13 protein-coding genes are annotated in these 16,487 nt (G+C 27.0%); 6 read left to right on the forward strand and 7 right to left on the reverse strand.

Features of this window, described 5'->3' with window-relative positions:
- Window positions 1-21: 21 nt before the first annotated feature.
- From Q3304_RS13590 to Q3304_RS13610, 5 genes are all read right to left on the reverse strand, one after another.
- Window positions 22-960 (reverse strand): hypothetical protein, encoded by a 939-nt coding sequence (locus tag Q3304_RS13590; RefSeq protein ID WP_407813713.1) that lies wholly within the window; start codon window positions 958-960, stop codon window positions 22-24.
- Between the two features lie 86 nt (window positions 961-1,046).
- Window positions 1,047-1,739, reverse strand: coding sequence for a metallophosphoesterase (locus Q3304_RS13595; protein WP_054268926.1), 693 nt, complete (start codon window positions 1,737-1,739; stop codon window positions 1,047-1,049).
- 109 nt (window positions 1,740-1,848) lie between these two features.
- A complete protein-coding gene (locus tag Q3304_RS13600) occupies window positions 1,849-2,661 on the reverse strand; it encodes a GTP pyrophosphokinase family protein (RefSeq protein ID WP_054268925.1) in 813 nt (270 codons plus the stop codon).
- 50 nt (window positions 2,662-2,711) lie between these two features.
- Entirely contained in the window at window positions 2,712-3,623 is a 912-nt protein-coding gene (locus Q3304_RS13605) for an MBL fold metallo-hydrolase (protein ID WP_407813712.1), read from the reverse strand.
- Window positions 3,624-3,663: 40 nt separating this feature from the next.
- The gene (locus Q3304_RS13610; RefSeq protein ID WP_407813711.1) at window positions 3,664-4,413 is read right to left on the reverse strand and encodes a YkgJ family cysteine cluster protein; all 750 of its coding nucleotides are present in this window, start codon (window positions 4,411-4,413) and stop codon (window positions 3,664-3,666) included.
- Between the two features lie 88 nt (window positions 4,414-4,501).
- On the opposite strand from Q3304_RS13610, the gene Q3304_RS13615 reads away from it, so the two are divergent.
- The 3 genes from Q3304_RS13615 to Q3304_RS13625 all read left to right on the forward strand — a co-directional run bounded on the left by Q3304_RS13615 (window position 4,502) and on the right by Q3304_RS13625 (window position 10,480).
- Complete coding sequence (locus tag Q3304_RS13615; protein ID WP_054268922.1) at window positions 4,502-4,753, forward strand: hypothetical protein; 252 nt, start codon at window positions 4,502-4,504, stop codon at window positions 4,751-4,753.
- Between the two features lie 225 nt (window positions 4,754-4,978).
- Window positions 4,979-5,398 (forward strand): hypothetical protein, encoded by a 420-nt coding sequence (locus Q3304_RS13620; RefSeq protein WP_054268921.1) that lies wholly within the window; start codon window positions 4,979-4,981, stop codon window positions 5,396-5,398.
- A gap of 24 nt (window positions 5,399-5,422) precedes the next feature.
- Window positions 5,423-10,480, forward strand: a complete 5,058-nt coding sequence (locus Q3304_RS13625) for a DUF4132 domain-containing protein (RefSeq protein ID WP_407813710.1) — start codon at window positions 5,423-5,425, stop codon at window positions 10,478-10,480.
- A 159-nt stretch (window positions 10,481-10,639) separates the two neighbouring features.
- Here the strand turns inward: Q3304_RS13625 and Q3304_RS13630 are convergent, their stop codons facing one another.
- Complete coding sequence (locus tag Q3304_RS13630; protein ID WP_169468229.1) at window positions 10,640-11,377, reverse strand: LytTR family DNA-binding domain-containing protein; 738 nt, start codon at window positions 11,375-11,377, stop codon at window positions 10,640-10,642.
- 18 nt (window positions 11,378-11,395) lie between these two features.
- Window positions 11,396-12,331: a sensor histidine kinase gene (locus Q3304_RS13635; protein WP_407813709.1), complete on the reverse strand. Its 936-nt coding sequence runs from the start codon at window positions 12,329-12,331 to the stop codon at window positions 11,396-11,398.
- Window positions 12,332-12,538: 207 nt separating this feature from the next.
- On the opposite strand from Q3304_RS13635, the gene Q3304_RS13640 reads away from it, so the two are divergent.
- Genes Q3304_RS13640 through Q3304_RS13650 form a run of 3 tightly spaced genes read left to right on the forward strand, consistent with a single transcriptional unit; the run spans window position 12,539 to window position 16,170 of the window.
- Window positions 12,539-15,115 carry an ABC transporter permease gene (locus Q3304_RS13640; RefSeq protein ID WP_407813708.1) on the forward strand — a complete coding sequence of 859 codons (2,577 nt, stop codon included), beginning with the start codon at window positions 12,539-12,541 and terminating at the stop codon, window positions 15,113-15,115.
- 11 nt (window positions 15,116-15,126) lie between these two features.
- The gene (locus Q3304_RS13645; RefSeq protein ID WP_407813707.1) at window positions 15,127-15,789 is read left to right on the forward strand and encodes an ABC transporter ATP-binding protein; all 663 of its coding nucleotides are present in this window, start codon (window positions 15,127-15,129) and stop codon (window positions 15,787-15,789) included.
- Window positions 15,790-15,828: 39 nt separating this feature from the next.
- Window positions 15,829-16,170: a hypothetical protein gene (locus Q3304_RS13650; protein ID WP_021382906.1), complete on the forward strand. Its 342-nt coding sequence runs from the start codon at window positions 15,829-15,831 to the stop codon at window positions 16,168-16,170.
- Window positions 16,171-16,487: the final 317 nt, after the last annotated feature.

Raw genomic sequence — 16,487 nt, forward strand, 5'->3', positions numbered from 1 at the left:
AACTTATATGCTTAATTCTTATTAATCAATACTATTTGTTTCTGCTTCATTTATTTCTTCTTTTAAATCATTCAATCTATTTTTAAAACTTTCTATCTGCTTATCTGACAAGTCAAGATACTCAGTTATCTTCCCTATATATTTAGGGCTTTTAGTATTTATTAACTTTAAAGCACTTTCCATAGATTTTTCTCTAAGTTCATATGCTTTCTTTACATCATCTCTAGCATTGCTCAATGTTTCTGTATACTCTTCCTTAGAAAGTTCTGGAATCTGCATATTTTCATACTCTTTTACAACTTCTTTACACTTATCTCTAGCATTTGTAACATCTTTTTTTATACTAGACAATTTAGTTATATTTTTTGCTATGTCCTTAGTGTAAGGAATACATTCTCTCATTGGAACCAAAGCTACTCTTTCTATATTATAGATTTCTTTCTTAAAAATTCCTATACTTTCTATATCTATTTTTTTTATATCTTCACTATTTTTTTCTTTGTTCGTTTGATTACTACTTTCTTTTGTTGTATTTTCTTGTTCTTCTGATTTATCATTTGCTGAAATATTATTCTCTGAATCGCTATTTTCTTTTAAATTCGTATTCTCTTCATTACTTTTGTTATTTTGTTCATTTTCATCTTGTTTACTATTTAATTCTTTATTATTTGATGCTTCTTCATTATTTACCTTATTCTGTTTTAAATCAGTACTTTCTTTTTCATTAAAATTTGATACATACTTTTCATCATACCTCTCATCGGAAATATAATTATGATAATACATAGATTCTTTTATCTTATTAAGTCCACTCATATAAATATTACTTATCATTATTGTTGTAGCTAATACCACATAAATACTACTGTAGATACAAGACCTCTTAAAATTCTTGTAATTTCTAAATATCACTACTAAAGGAATAAGATATAAAAATATAAAAACTAATATCCACCTCATAAGTCGTGTCTCCTTTCTCAAAACCGAAATCCCTCAAATATTTATTTTTAATCATGTATCTTATAGTATTTACCAATTTATGTTTTTTAATCGTTAACTTTTATTAATTTAAATTCTGTATAGTCACAGGATGCTAATATATATTCTACTCCATTTCTAATTCCCTTTAATCCCATTTTAAAAGATTCTTTTCCATGTAAATGACCATAAATCACTTTCTCTACGTTATATTCTTCAAATAGCTTTGTAAATAAAGATTCTTCTAATTTATCATTTGTAGGAGGATAATGAGTAATCACAATTATTTTTGAGTGACCTCTTTTGCGAGCAGATTCTAATGATAATCTCAGTCTATTTTCTTCCCTTTTATAAACTTTCTCATCAGTCTCATCAAATTTGACATCATTAGGGCATATCCAACCCCTACCACCACAAATTGCATAATCTTTATATTCATAGAAATTTGTCTGAATGAAACTCATGTTTTCGTATAATTTATTTAAACTTGTAACAGTTGTCCACCAATAATCATGGTTTCCCTTTATAAGTATTTTCTGTCCTGGAAGTTCGCTTATTATATCTAAGTCTTTTTTAGCTTCTGATAAATTAATTCCCCAAGATGTATCTCCTAATACTAAGACTAAATCGTCTTCCTTAACAACTTCTTTCCAGTTATCTATAATCTTCTTTTCATGACCATCCCAATTACTTCCAAAGATATTCATTGGCTTATTGACTGATGTTGAAAAATGTAAATCACCTATAGCATATAAACTCATAATATCATTCCTTTCTTGATTACACTAAATAGGCTGTCTCTTTTTAGAAATTATTTTCCATTAAGAGGCAGCCCCATTAATATTTAGCAAATTTTCTATAAGTAGCTTTTTATTGAACTACTTTATCATCTACCTTAGTATTTTTATATTGCTCCAGTAATATATCTATTTCTTGTTTTAATTCCAATATCTCGGTTATATTTTTATCTGTTTCAGTTCTATCCAATTTTCTTTGATACTGCATAGCTTTGTGTGTGTCCCCTAAGTCATATAATTCTTGTATTCTATTTAGAGTATCTCTAATAGCTATAGATTTCATTTGATACATAGCCTGAGCTTTCATTATGTCCTCTCTTATTTCACTCATTTCTTGGTCTAAAAGAAAGGCAGCATCAGATGCTCTTCTAAGTCTTTCGGCAAGAGTCTCAGGTATGTAATGGTCATATTTATATTTTAATGAATGTTCTATTGTAGCCCAGAAATTCATTGCAAGAGTTCTTATTTGTATTTCACATATAATTTCTTTTGAACCCGCAATTGAGTTTATAGGGTATTTTATTATAACATGATAGCTTCTATAACCACTATCTTTGTAATTTGTAATATAATCTTTTTCTCCTATTATAGTCATATCATTTCTTACTTTTATCAAATCAACTATAGCATATATATCTTCAACAAACTGGCACATTATTCTTATACCAGCAATATCATCAATTTCAGTTTCTATATCTTTTGCATTTATCCTTTTTAATTTAGATATTATGGAAGATATTTTTTTTGTTCTGCCTGTAACAAACTCTATGGGAGAATATTCACCTTTTGCTAAATATTCTTTTCTTATATTTTTAAATTTTATTTTTAGCTCTTCTACTGCATGTTCATAAGGCGCTAGTATTTCATTCCATTTTTCGTATTCCATATTGCTCACCCTTTATTTGTTTTTTATGACCTTCTTTATTTTATCATAATTTATTTTGTTTTTGTATAGTAAAGCAATTCCCCATTCTCCAATATATATCCTATTTCTCCTAAATCAACTAAGTAACTTATAACAGATACTAATGAAGATTTAAAAAAATGATACTCTTTATAATTATTACTTAAATTATTGTTATTTATAATGTTTTTTAATAAAATTTCTAAAGATTTAGGCTCTTCAAGTAACTTTCTTATTTGATATAGATATTTTTTTAGAGCATTTAAATGTTTTTCGATTAATTCATGAGAATCTTCCTTTGATATTACTTGCTTGCCATGACCTAAGACTAAGTACTCAAAATCTATATCTTTTAATTTCTCTAATGAATTTATTTGTTCTTGTATATCATATAAAAACAAGAAATCATATTTTGATAGAATTTCATCTCCTATCAATAAATCTCCAACAAAAATTACCTTATCCTTTGTCAAAACAGCGACACTTCCAGGTGTATGACCTTGAAATTCAATTATATCAAACATTTCATTATTTAATTCAAGCTTGCCAGCTTCTATAGATTTATCTATTTTTATATCATCCAAAAGTTTATTTTTTAAAATATTATCCATAAATACATTGCTCTTTCCCCCGACAATATACTTTGAAAATAGTTCTGGATTTTCTATATATAATTTATCGTATTTTGATGACATTATACACACATCTTTATAATACTCTTTAAATTGACTACATGCTCCATAATGGTCATCATGACCATGAGTGTTTATAATATATTTAACTTGTATTTCATTTTCATCTAAAACTTTATTTACTCTCCTAGGTCTTGAACCACATAATCCTGGGTCTATCATAAGTGCTGTATTATCTTCAAATACATATATCCCTGTATTCGTGCCACCTTTTATAAAAAAGGTATTTCCTTTTACTTTTGTAAGATTCACCTTCTTCACCTCATTTTGACAATATTTATGCTACAATTTATTACTTACTAATATGAGAATCTACAAGAACAATCCTTTTTATTCTATCAATAGTTCTTCTTCTTATTTTGTACTCTTTAGATATCCTTATTTTTACATTATAGGATAAGCCTCTATAAAGTAATGACTCTATAAAATATTCAACTATCCCTCTATCTCTAAAATCTATATCTATGAGTCCATTAGAATAAATCTTTGAATCTAATACCATAAGTTTATCAGAAAAACTTAATCTCTCAGATTTACTTAAATAATCCTTGTCTGGAACAAAGCTATCACAGTAATCTATTCTATAATTTACCACTTCATCATTTATTTCAAATCCATATTGTTTCTTCATCAATACTTTATAATCGTTATTTTTCTTAGTGACATTATCTAAATTTTTATTATAGTCTTCTTTTTTCCAATGTCCAAACAGTCTACAATTTAATGGTCTAACTTCATATATCAAACATCTATTATTATTATCTTTAAATGGACATGCATTCTTTCTTGTATACTCTTCAAAGTAGTAATCTAATACCTTACTTATACAACTTCTTTTTAAATCAACTCTATCTTCAAGATAACAAAATATATTCAAAAACTCAATTAAATTTATACCTACTGATTCCATACAACAATTTCCACATCCAGAACAATTTCCTGTTGGCAAAGATTTATATACATCATTTAATTCATCAAAGAGCTTATTTTTAATGGAATAATCTATACAATTTAAAATATCTTTATTTTTTATACTAGTCATTATTATTACTCCTTGTTATAATTATTAAGTTAATACAAACAATTATTATAACATATTTTTAAAATTTAATCGCATAAGGAGGCATTTTATGAATAGATATACAAAAATAATTAATATGATGGGAAGTTATTACACAAAAGACTTTGAGAAAGAAAAAAAGAATGTAATAAAGGTTAGAGAAGTTAAAGAAGATACTGTTAGAAAATTTTTCTTACAAGGTGACTGTGAGGTTCTTGTAGTATTTGAGGATACTGGAAAAGAAATACTTATTGATGACTTTTCTCCTGAAGAAGAAATAAAAAAATATTTAGGACCAAAATTTGTAAATAAAAAAAGATAGATACCAAAAGTAATTCTAAAATTAAAATTTAATAAATGTATGGTTATAATTTTATATACTCATAGTTAAAAGTTATCTTTTATTTCTTTTTTAGACTTTAAGATAGCTTTTTTTCTATTTTTTGTAAAATAATCTCATAATTCACATTAATAATTCACAAAATGATATAATATAACAAATAGATAAATTTTTAAATATATAATTAATGTTTTGCGAGGTGATTTTATGCAAATTTATTTTAGAGTTAAAGCCGTTGGCAAACGTAAACCTATGCTAGAACTTACTCCTTTTGATTTATCTGACAACATCAATTGCCTAAAAGAGGCTATCTCTGAAATTGTATCTAAAAATGTTCTTGAATATAATGAAAAAATCCCAGAAAAATCAATAATAAACTTCTTAACTAATGAAGAAATTGAATCTCAGGCTGATATTGGAAAAGTTGGATTTGGTTCTATTTATAACGAAAATAAACAATCTGTAGAAAAAGCAATAGAAGTTGCATTACAGGCATTTGAAGATGGAATTTACAAGGTGCTTATAAATGAAGATGTTATTGAAGAACTTAATTCCCCTATAAGTCTAAAAAATGGAGATATATTTACCTTTATAAGACTTACCCTACTTGCTGGAAGAATGTTTTAAAATAAATAATTTGGAGGTACATAAATGTTGGAACGTACTAGAGTAGAAAAAAATCCTAAAATAATTGAAAATTTAAAAAATAATTTTACTAAATCCTCTTCAAAAAAGTATTATGACTTAGCAAAAGCTCTCTGGGACTGTATAGAAAATAGCTCATACTATTATAGAGACCCTGAAGATAAATTCTTAAATATGATAAAAAAATATTATAATTGCTATTATTATGAGATTAAAAATATAGATGAACTACTTTCTGGACCCTTAAAAAATGCTTTGGAGTTAATACTTACTTCTGAACAAGTAGAAGAACTTTGTCAGTTAATTAAAAGAAAGATGGATTATACATATTCAGGAGGCTATTATCGTAAAGGTTATCGCTCAAATAGACTTGTAGATTATTTTAGAAGTATAATTAGATTTATTTCAAACTATGTAGATTTAATTTATTATGATTTCTCAGTTATAGATTATCTTACGCTTCCAAATAAGGTCTTATACTATGACTCTGTAATGAGTGATAAAATAGCACTGGAAATAGATAAAGGTAATCAAGAAATAATCAATGCCTTGGAAGAAGTAATATTTGGAGAGAATCAAACTGCTCTACTTACAAGACAAATGATAATTGGTATTATGAAAAGTCATAGTGAGAAATGCTATGAAATGCTTTCTAAACTTCTTTTGGCAGCTAAGCAACAAGAAGGGCTTAGACAACAAATTGTGGAGAGCTTAGATGAAGGTACAATTCCTGCATCAATATACATATTAAAAACTATCTTGGACAATAATTTAGAGAGATTTAGTTCTGTTATAAGAGCCTTAGATACATGGACAGGACTTGGTTTTTCAGACCAAAAACCCGGAATAATACGTAAGTGCTTAGAACTTTCATATAAATCATTAACTGATGAAAATTTCCGCACAGAATCAGTTAATAGTGATGATAATCTTGAAATTTATTTTGCTTTATGGGCTACTGCAACTTACAATATATATGACTCTTACTCTCTTATTGAAGATTTACTTTCTTGTCAGGAAAAATATAAAAAACTTGTAGGTCTTTACTTCTTGTCACATACAGAAAGTACATATTTCAAACACTCAATAGCATCTAAAAATATCAAGGGAGATGATTTAGAAATTCTAGCATGGGTAATTAGAAATTTCTATGTAGAAAGTTCTGTTGGCTACTACTATAATTGGCAAAAAAGAGAAACTGACTTTGACCTGTCAAACACTCCAATTGATAAAGACTTTAGTGCTAGAAAAGAACAATTTGAAAATTTAAAACATACTTTAGAAATTTTAAATTCAAAGACTAAATCTTTTTCAGGAAGCGTATTTCCATGGACTTGGATTGAAATTTCTTCTCACGATATACTTAAATGTATGATGACATTAACAGCATACGATATGAATGCCCAATTTATAGACACTCTTATGGAAAATTGTCATCTTATGAGCTCAGACTTAAGAGCTTCACTTATAGTCAACTTTATAAATGAACCAAAAACGGATAGACAACGTGAGTTCTTACTAGAATGTTTAAGTGATAAGAGTGTTTCCAATAGAGAAACTGTATTAAGTCTACTTAGAAAGCTTGAACTAACAGATATAGAGCTAGACAAAATAACCAATCTACTTTCTTTAAAGACAAGCTCTATTAGACAAACTGTAATAAAAATTTTACTTGAACAAGATGATTCAAAATTAGAGAACATCGCTTCCTCTCTTATAAAATCTTCAAATTCACAAAAATGTCTTGGAGGTCTTGAAATTGTAAACTTATTAAAAGACAATACTAATAGACAAAAACTATATAATAAGCTTATTTTACTGATAGAAGATATTGATAAATCTAAAAAGAATACATCTCAAGTTCAAATATTAATTGATAATTTATTAGGTAAAGCAAAAAATGATTATTGTAAAGAAAATGGGTTTGGAATATATAATCCTAAAGACAAGGTTCAAATTCCTGAACAATTTACTTTTAAAGATGATTCTTCTACTCCATCAAAACTTAATAAAATTATTTCAAATATAAGTTTATCTTCAGGTGAAGAATCTATTTCTATATCAACAAAAAAAGAAGCTAAAAAAATTCTTGATACAGACATAAATAAAATAATACAAGTTTATGAAAAATTTGATGAACTTATTACTGAAAATGCAGACTATGAATATGAAGTTGAAAGATGGTCAGGTAATGTAGAAAAAGTACTTTTAGGTTACTCTACTTATAATCTGACTCCTATTAAATATAAGACTTCTAATGATACTCTTGATAATTATCCATTGGCAGGACTTTGGAGGGGAATTAGTAAAAAACTCGATTTAGACTACAAATTAATACTTGATATTTTATTTTATAATATAAATACATGCGGATATAATGAAATAGAAAAAAGTTGGTTTTCGTCTATCTATTCAAATGTTCTTGACTATAAAAAACAAAAGAAAATATATGCAAGACTTGATAAATTAAAATTCGATGCACTTACAAGAAGACTTCTAAGAGTTTTACTAAATGAGTTTGACCATAAAGAGATATTTGACTATTGTTTAGATATATATTATAAACTAAGAAATTTATTAACTACAGAACAATATAAAAAACAAAGAGTTGAATTTACTAAAAACTATTATAGACAAAATGAATACTGCCCTGCTTTGGATGCCCCTATTTTAAATTATTGGCTTGATAAAGCAAATTCATTTATTTATGATGATATTTCTTTTACTAAGTTTTTCTATACTACATTTTCAAATTATCAGTTATTAGAATATAAGTTTCCTTTTTACACTAGCATAGGTGTATTTGCTCGTGCTCATGAATTAGGATTAATGACTGAAGAACAAGTTAATAGAGAAATTATAAGTGGATACAATTCATCAAATATAATAAGAACACTAACAAATCCTAGATGGGCTGGCGACACATTAGAAAAGTATCCTTGGCTTAAAAATAATTTAAAAACTGTTACAAATAGAGTTATAGAAATTGAATCACGTAGAGGTGATATGCCAACAGAAGTTTCTCATCTAGCTAATAACATACAATATTTTGAAGGTATAAATTATTTTGTAAATCTATTAGTTGCTCTTGGTAAAGAAACTTTTCAAAGGGGATATTCATATGGTAACAATTATTCAAAGAAAGATGTTTTAAGTTCTCTACTTAAAAATTGTTATCCTACTAAAGAAGATGACTCAAAAGAATTAAAAAAATTGCTTAAAGACACTGATATTACTGAATTAAGATTGATAGAATCTGCTATGTATGCTCCTCAATGGGTCAATATAATTGAAAAGTATTTAAACTGGAAGGGTCTAAAGAGTACAATTTGGTACTTCCATGCACACATAAATGAAGGATTTTCTGCACAGAAAGAATCAGAAGTTGCTCTATTCTCCCCTATTTCACCACGTAGTTTTATCGATGGGGCTTTTGATATAGACTGGTTTTTGGATTCATATAAGACCATTGGTGAAGAAAGATTCAATCTACTTTACAAATCAGCTAAGTATATAACTAGTGGTGGAAACTCTCATAGACGTGCACAACTTTATGCTGATGCTACACTTGGTAAACTTGATAAGGACATGTTAATGAAGGAAATTGAAACAAATAGAAATCAAGACAAGCTGAGAAGTTTTTCTTTACTTCCTATGAAAAAAGGAGACCTTAAAGAAGCAACTTTCCGTTATGAATTTATCCAAAAATTTGCTAAAGAAAGTAAACAATTTGGAGCACAACGTCGTGAAAGTGAATCGAAAGCTTGTACAATAGCGCTAGAAAATCTAGCTCGAAGTGCTGGATTTGGAGATGTCAATCGTATGATGTGGGCTCTTGAAACTGAAAAACTAAATGAAGTCTCTCATTTATTTAAACCAAAAGATATTGATGGAACTTCAATTTGGATAGATGTTGATGAAAATGGTAAAGCATCTACTAAAGTCCAGAAAGGTAATAAAGCTTTAAAAAGTATACCAAAAGCCATTGCCAAACATCCATATGTACTTGAACTTAAATCTGTTCAAAAAGATTTAAAGAGTCAGTATTCTCGTGCAAAACAGAGTTTAGAACAAGCTATGAAAAATGAAATAATATTTACAGTTAAAGAAATCTCCAATATTTATAAAAACCCAGTTATCTGTCCTTTGATTAAGAATCTAGTGTGGGTGTGCGATGATAATATTGGATATGTTTATAATGATAAATCTAAGTTCTTTATTTGCAATATAGATGGCGAGACTTCTAAATTAACAGCAAAAAATAAATTAAAACTTGCACATCCGGTTCATCTTTTTGAATCTGGTAAATGGAGTGAATTCCAACATGACTTATTTAATAAGCAAATTGTTCAGCCATTTAAGCAAGTATTCCGTGAGTATTATAGAATAAATAGTGATGAATTATCTGAAAAAACTATATCTCGTAGATATGCTGGGCACCAAATCCAGCCAAAGAAAACTGTAGCACTTCTTAGAAATCAGCTTTGGACTGTCGATTATGAAGAAGGTTTACAAAAAGTGTTTTATAAAGAAAATATAGTAGCAAAAATGTTTGCACTTGCTGATTGGTTTTCGCCAGCAGACATTGAGCCACCTACTATTGAAACAGTAGAATTCTTTGATAGAAAAACTTATAAAAGCCTAGAATTGGCTTCAATACCTCCAATTTTATTTTCAGAAGTTATGCGTGATATAGACCTCGTTGTAAGTGTCGCTCATGCTGGTGGTGTTGACCCTGAAACAAGCCATTCTACTGTAGAGATGCGTATAGCAATTGCTAAAGAATTGCTATTATTGTTAAAGATTAAAAATGTCAATTTTGAAGGTTCTCATGCTCTTATAGTAGGCAATTTAGGTGAGTATTCTGTACATATGGGTTCTGGTATCGTACATAAAAAAGGAATGGGTGCTTTAAATATACTTCCTGTACATTCTCAAAGTAGAGGAAAGATATTCCTTCCTTTTGCTGATGAAGACCCTAAGACTGCTGAGATTATGTCTAAAATCTTATTACTTGCTGAAGATAATAAGATTAAAGACCTTAGTATCTTAAGCAACTTATAAATATAAGATTTGTCTCTAAAACATATTGGGCTTTCTAATTTTCCATGAAAGTCCAATATGTTTTATATTATATTTTATAAGAATTAATTTATAACTATAGCAAATTTATATGATATCTTCATCATACATATTGTATATCACTGAAAATTTTTTTCTTCATTAAAACCTTTTAACCCTATAAAATCTGTATAGAAAATCTTTTTCTAAAGATTTATTTAAAGTAGCACTTTCTTGAAAATTTATAAATTTTATCTCTAAAGAAGACTTATTTATAGGTATAACCTTATGTATAAGCCTTAAATTTACTATGTATTGTCTATGAGTCATAAAGAAATTAGGAGGTAGGCGTTTTTTTAAATCATCAAAGTTTTCATAAAATTTTATCGTATCTTCATCTCTAGTATATAAATTGATAGCTCTTGAATTTTTCTCAAACATGACTATATCATCAAAATTAATCATATGTATCTGTTTCCTTATTTTATATACAAAAAGAGTATCTTCTATAAAATTATTTTTAGCAATTTTATGAGAGTTAATATGGTCTATTGCTATGTTAATTGAATCAATTATTTTTTCTTTTTTAAATGGCTTAACTATAAAATCTATAGGATGTACTTTAAAGCTCTCAAGACTATAGTCAGCAAAACCTGTTACAAAAACTATATGTATATCTTTATCTATAGAAAGAATTTCTTTGGCAGAATCAATCCCATTTTTATATGGCATATCAATGTCAATAATCAATAAGTCTATTTTCTCACTTTTTATAAATTCAATTGCTTCTATACCATCCTTGACTTTCTTAACATAATCTACATATCCAGACTCTTTAACTATATTTGCTATATCATCTCTTACAATTTTATCATCATCACAAATCAAAACTTTTATCACAGACTTCTCTCCTCCTAACTAATAATATTTTGGTATTAAAATTACAAATTCAGTTAAAAAATCGTCACTATTTGCAAGTATACTATAATCATACTTATCTAGTATATTTTTAACTAGATATAACCCAAAACCTCTGTCTTGCCCTTCTTTAGTGCTAAATCCATCCAAAAATATACTTTCGACATTATGTATTTTAGGACCATTATTTTTTATGACTATAATATACTGAAATTCATCTTCATATGCATGTAATCTTATATACTTCTTTTCCTTTTGTATAGCAGACAAAGATTCTATTGCATTGTCTATTATGTTTAATAGCACTGAACTCATATCATTAGGTTCAATCTCTAAATTATCCATAAAATCTTGGATATATACATCAAAAGATATGTTCTTTTCAAGACATTCCTCATATTTTAAGGAAGCTATAGCATCTAAATAAGATACTTTCCCATATCTTGAATTTTTTGATTTAAAGCTATTTGATATATTCGTTATATATTCTTTGGCATCTTCAGCTAAGCCAGTATTTAATAGAGAATATACTACTTGTAAATGTTTTAAATAGTCATGTTTTTGACTTCTTAATTTTACGATTATATTGTCCTTATGATTTATTTTACTGTCTAATTTTTGTAGCTTATACTCTTGTTTATTGTTATTGTCTAGTAATCTTATAAATTTAAATCCTATATAAAAACTTAAAATAATTAAAATTAAAAAAAGTATAATATTTAATACTCCTTCAAGTAAAAAATTATATCCTAAACTTAATTGTATATACTCAATACCCTCCATGAATAAAATCCATACAAAACACGATACAAAAAACGTTAATATTCCTCTTTTTAATATGTCTAATTCTTTATAAAACCTGTATTTATTCATTATAAGATTACTAAATATAAACAAAGTTAGTATTACTATAGGAAATATAAAATTATTCTCCATAATTCCCCTCCCATCTACACTTTATATGAGGATTATATCATTTTAGAAAAATTATGTAAAAAGTCAAAATTTACATGTACATTAATTAAACTTGCAAAAACACATATAAATTTGTACAATTAAGTACTCAAAACTTGAAGATACTTACTTTGATATATATTTTAAATAAACATATAATTGATTTAGCTAAGAAAGGAAGTGGTAAATATGAAAGATAATTTGAAAATAGTACTAAGATACATAAAAAGTTATAAAGCAAGATCTTTAGCAATTACTCTGAGTATAATTCTTGCTACATCACTCATTGTTGGTATTGGCACCCTCTCAAGAAGTGCTCAGCAAGCAGATGTAGATAGATTAAAGAGAGAGCTTGGAACTGACCATGTATACTTTAAAGATATAAATAAAAATCAATTAGAATCCATAAAATCTGGTAAAGATATTAAAAACCTAGGTATAACATCTTATTATGCATCTACAGATCTTAATGAAAAATTACCTATAAACATACAATATGCAAATAAAAATTACTTAACTAATCAATCTAAACTTATAAAAGGTCACCTCCCAAAAGCTAACAATGAGGTGGTGGTAGAAAAATGGGTTTTAAATAGTATGGGTTTAAAGCCAGAAATAAATCAAAACCTTACTTTTAAATTATATCAAAAAGAAAAACCAGAGACCTTTAAAGTTGTAGGAATACTTGAAGATAGATTTATAGAGAAACAAAAGGGGAAATGTGAAATTTTTTTAAACCTACATGAATCAAAATTGAATAAGTTTACAGCTTCTATTGAATTTAATGAAGGCAGTGATATAAATACAAACATAGACAATATAGTAAAAAATGCTATGTTGGATGAGAAAAGCGTAGGAAGAAACTCAATGCTTATAGACGCTACTATGGAAAATGGTACTTTAGATAATTCAAGTAAATATGTTGCAATTGCTATGAGTATATTTTCTGGTATTGTAATCTATAGTATCTATGTTATATCAATATACCAAAGAGTACAAGAATATGGTATCTTAAGAGCTATTGGCTCCACTAACTTTAGGATTTTCAAACTTATGTTTTATGAACTTTTCATACTTGCTCTGATAGCAATGCCTCTAGGTATATGTACAGGTATGGGAGGTGCACAAATATTTAATAGGTTTGCAGGAAATATTCAATTTGAAGGAAATATAAATGTTACCCCTTTTGTTATTCCAGATAAAATAATCCTCTTATCAATTGCATGTATAATACTGACAATACTCATTATAAGTTTCTTTACATATTTAAAGATAAGAAGAATTTCTCCTATTGATGCTATAAGAAAAACTTTTGGAACTGATAAAAATATAATCAAAGTTAATTCTTTAATATCAAAATTGACTTTAAATATGTCAGTAACAAAATCTATATCTGCAAAAAACATCTTTAGAAATAAAAAGGGATTCCTTATAATTGTATTATCTATGAGTATAGGAGGTATAATTGTCATAAAAGACAATTATAAATATTCTTTTTTAGATGTCAAAAACAAAAACATTCAAGAGCAAGTATATATGAATGCAGATTTTATTCTATCAAATACTTATCTCAATGAAATTGGTAGCAATACTTCTTTTAAAGATATAAGGGGATTTAATGATAATCAGATAGATAAAATTAAAAATATAGATGGAATTGACAAAGTCAAAACTGCTAGCATCTTAAACACGAGAATAGAGGTAAATAAAATAAATAGATTAGATTACTACGAAGCTATAAATTCAGCTCCTTATTATAAGAAAAATCCTTTATTTATAAAAAATAAGACTACTGGAAAATATACATTAAAACAAAAGTTAAAAGGTTATAATGATAAGATGATAAATTCATTAGAAGATTACTTAGTAAGTGGAAGTATAAACTTGAAAAAAATGAAAAAAGAAAACTTAGCTATAGTATATGTACCAGAAATTTCTGAAACACAGAAATACACAAAGACCTTTACTCCTGGTGAAGGGACACCAGCTATAGATATAAAGGTAGGTGATACTATAAAAGTTAAATACCCAAAGGCTGGAATGGATACAGGACTTTATGAAAGTTTAAAAGATAATTATGAATACTTAGAATATGAATTTAAAGTTGGAGCTATTATAAGTTATCCTTTTGCAGATAATGGTATGTACTCTGGAGATGATGGTGTAGATGTAATAACGAGTAGCGAATATCTAAAAAAATTAACTGGTGTAGATAAGTATAACTTAGTTTATACAGATATTAATGAAAATGCAAACAAGAAAAAAATAAATAGACTTCTAGGTAAAATTGGAAGTGAAGTTCCTGGAACTACAACAGTAGATATGATAGTAGAAAAAGAAAATTCTGATAAGATGACATCTAGGTCCTTGATTTATAGTTATGGCATAGTAACAGTAATGTTTATAATTAGTGTACTTAACATAATAAATAACATAAGTTATAACTTAACTTCAAGAACTAGTGAATTTGGAATGTTGAGAGCTATTGGTATTTCTGAGAGAGGCTTTAAAAATATGATACTCTATGAAGGAATATTATATGGAACGCTCTCAAGTGTAATTACCATCATTTCAGGACTTATAATACAGTTTAAAATGTATTATATGCAAGGCTTTGTATCGTATGGCTTGGGATTTTCAATAGATTACAAAATATATATCCTAGTTGTTTTAGCAAACATAATTGTAGGTATTCTAGCTACATATATTCCATTAAGGAAAATAAATAAAATTAGTATAGTTGAAGCTATAAACATTACAGAATAGGAGGATTAATTATGCCTATATTAGAGATTCTTAACTTAGGTAAGATTTATGGAAAAAAGGAAACAGCTGTACATGCACTAAAGGATGCAAATTTAAAAATAAATAAGGGTGAATTTGTTGCGATAATTGGTCCAAGTGGAAGTGGAAAAAGCACATTTCTACATTTAGTAGGCGGTCTTGAGAGACCAAGTAGTGGAACTATAAAAGTCGATGGGAAAGATATATGTTGCCTTTCAGATAAAAGATTAGCAAAATATAGAAGACAAAAAGTAGGATTTGTCTTTCAACAGTATAACCTAATTCCAGTATTAAATGTAAAAGAAAATATAGAATTACCACTAAAGTTAGACAATAAAAAAGTCGATGGAGAGTACATCGAAGACATTATAAATTTATTGGGTCTTAGTGAGAGGAAAAATCATCTTCCAAATCAATTATCTGGTGGTCAACAACAAAGGGTTGCTATTGCACGTGCTTTATCTGCAAAACCAAGTATAATACTAGCAGATGAACCAACAGGAAATTTGGACAGTAAAACTACAGAAGAAGTCATGGATTTACTAAAAAATTCTATAAAAAAATATAACCAAACTCTTATAATAATAACACATAATGAAAATATTGCTAGAAAAGCAGATAGAATTATATCTATAATAGATGGAGAGCTTAGTTAAACTAATACTCTAAAACTACTTATAGAAAAGAGGATTTAAATGTTATTGGTTTTAGGTAATTTAAATTTAGACTTGGATTTTGACTATAGAATAATAAGAGAAGAAAACGATGATGTAGATGTATTTATAGATATTAATTATCGTAGCTTAGATATAGATACTGATGGTTCTAACTTATTTAATTCTAGAATCCAATTTCCCTTTGTAAGAGCATTGATTCTAAGGGTAAATAAGAACAATCAATGTATGACAATTCATTTATTAAGGGACATAGATTTATTCTCTGCTTTTGCTAACTTTGAAGTAGATTATACTGATTCTATAATAAATATAAAAAATCAAAGTGAGAAAGTTATTCTAAATAAATCTATCAAAAAGTAGTAAGGGGGCCTTAATAGGCCCCAATTCTTTTTGTTTTCTAAACTTATTATATCATGATAAATAAATTAGTCAATAGAATTTTCTGAATATTTTTATAATTTTTTCATAAAGTTTTTTATATATTCTGCTTTAAAATTATATGTAATAAAAAAATTTTCCGACTAATTTTAAAGTTAATTGATTAAATACACATATTCAAAATCAATATGAATTTCTTAACTTTTTATCATTTCCGTTTAAGATTTAAGTTATAATGTATTATTAAAAACTATTTATATACAACTCTAGTAAAACTCTATTTATATTCAAATCTAATA

This window comes from Clostridioides sp. GD02377 (assembly GCF_045899875.1).
Classification (GTDB): domain Bacteria; phylum Bacillota; class Clostridia; order Peptostreptococcales; family Peptostreptococcaceae; genus Clostridioides; species Clostridioides difficile_A.

Bases quoted from the DNA above. Each gene is read 5' to 3' on its own strand.
- Q3304_RS13590 (WP_407813713.1), bottom strand. From the start codon at position 960: ATGAGGTGGATATTAGTTTTTATATTTTTATATCTTATTCCTTTAGTA.
- Q3304_RS13595 (WP_054268926.1), bottom strand. From the start codon at position 1,739: ATGAGTTTATATGCTATAGGTGATTTACATTTTTCAACATCAGTCAAT.
- Q3304_RS13600 (WP_054268925.1), bottom strand. From the start codon at position 2,661: ATGGAATACGAAAAATGGAATGAAATACTAGCGCCTTATGAACATGCA.
- Q3304_RS13610 (WP_407813711.1), bottom strand. From the start codon at position 4,413: ATGACTAGTATAAAAAATAAAGATATTTTAAATTGTATAGATTATTCC.
- Q3304_RS13615 (WP_054268922.1), top strand. From the start codon at position 4,502: ATGAATAGATATACAAAAATAATTAATATGATGGGAAGTTATTACACA.
- Q3304_RS13620 (WP_054268921.1), top strand. From the start codon at position 4,979: ATGCAAATTTATTTTAGAGTTAAAGCCGTTGGCAAACGTAAACCTATG.
- Q3304_RS13625 (WP_407813710.1), top strand. From the start codon at position 5,423: ATGTTGGAACGTACTAGAGTAGAAAAAAATCCTAAAATAATTGAAAAT.
- Q3304_RS13635 (WP_407813709.1), bottom strand. From the start codon at position 12,331: ATGGAGAATAATTTTATATTTCCTATAGTAATACTAACTTTGTTTATA.
- Q3304_RS13640 (WP_407813708.1), top strand. From the start codon at position 12,539: ATGAAAGATAATTTGAAAATAGTACTAAGATACATAAAAAGTTATAAA.
- Q3304_RS13645 (WP_407813707.1), top strand. From the start codon at position 15,127: ATGCCTATATTAGAGATTCTTAACTTAGGTAAGATTTATGGAAAAAAG.
- Q3304_RS13650 (WP_021382906.1), top strand. From the start codon at position 15,829: ATGTTATTGGTTTTAGGTAATTTAAATTTAGACTTGGATTTTGACTAT.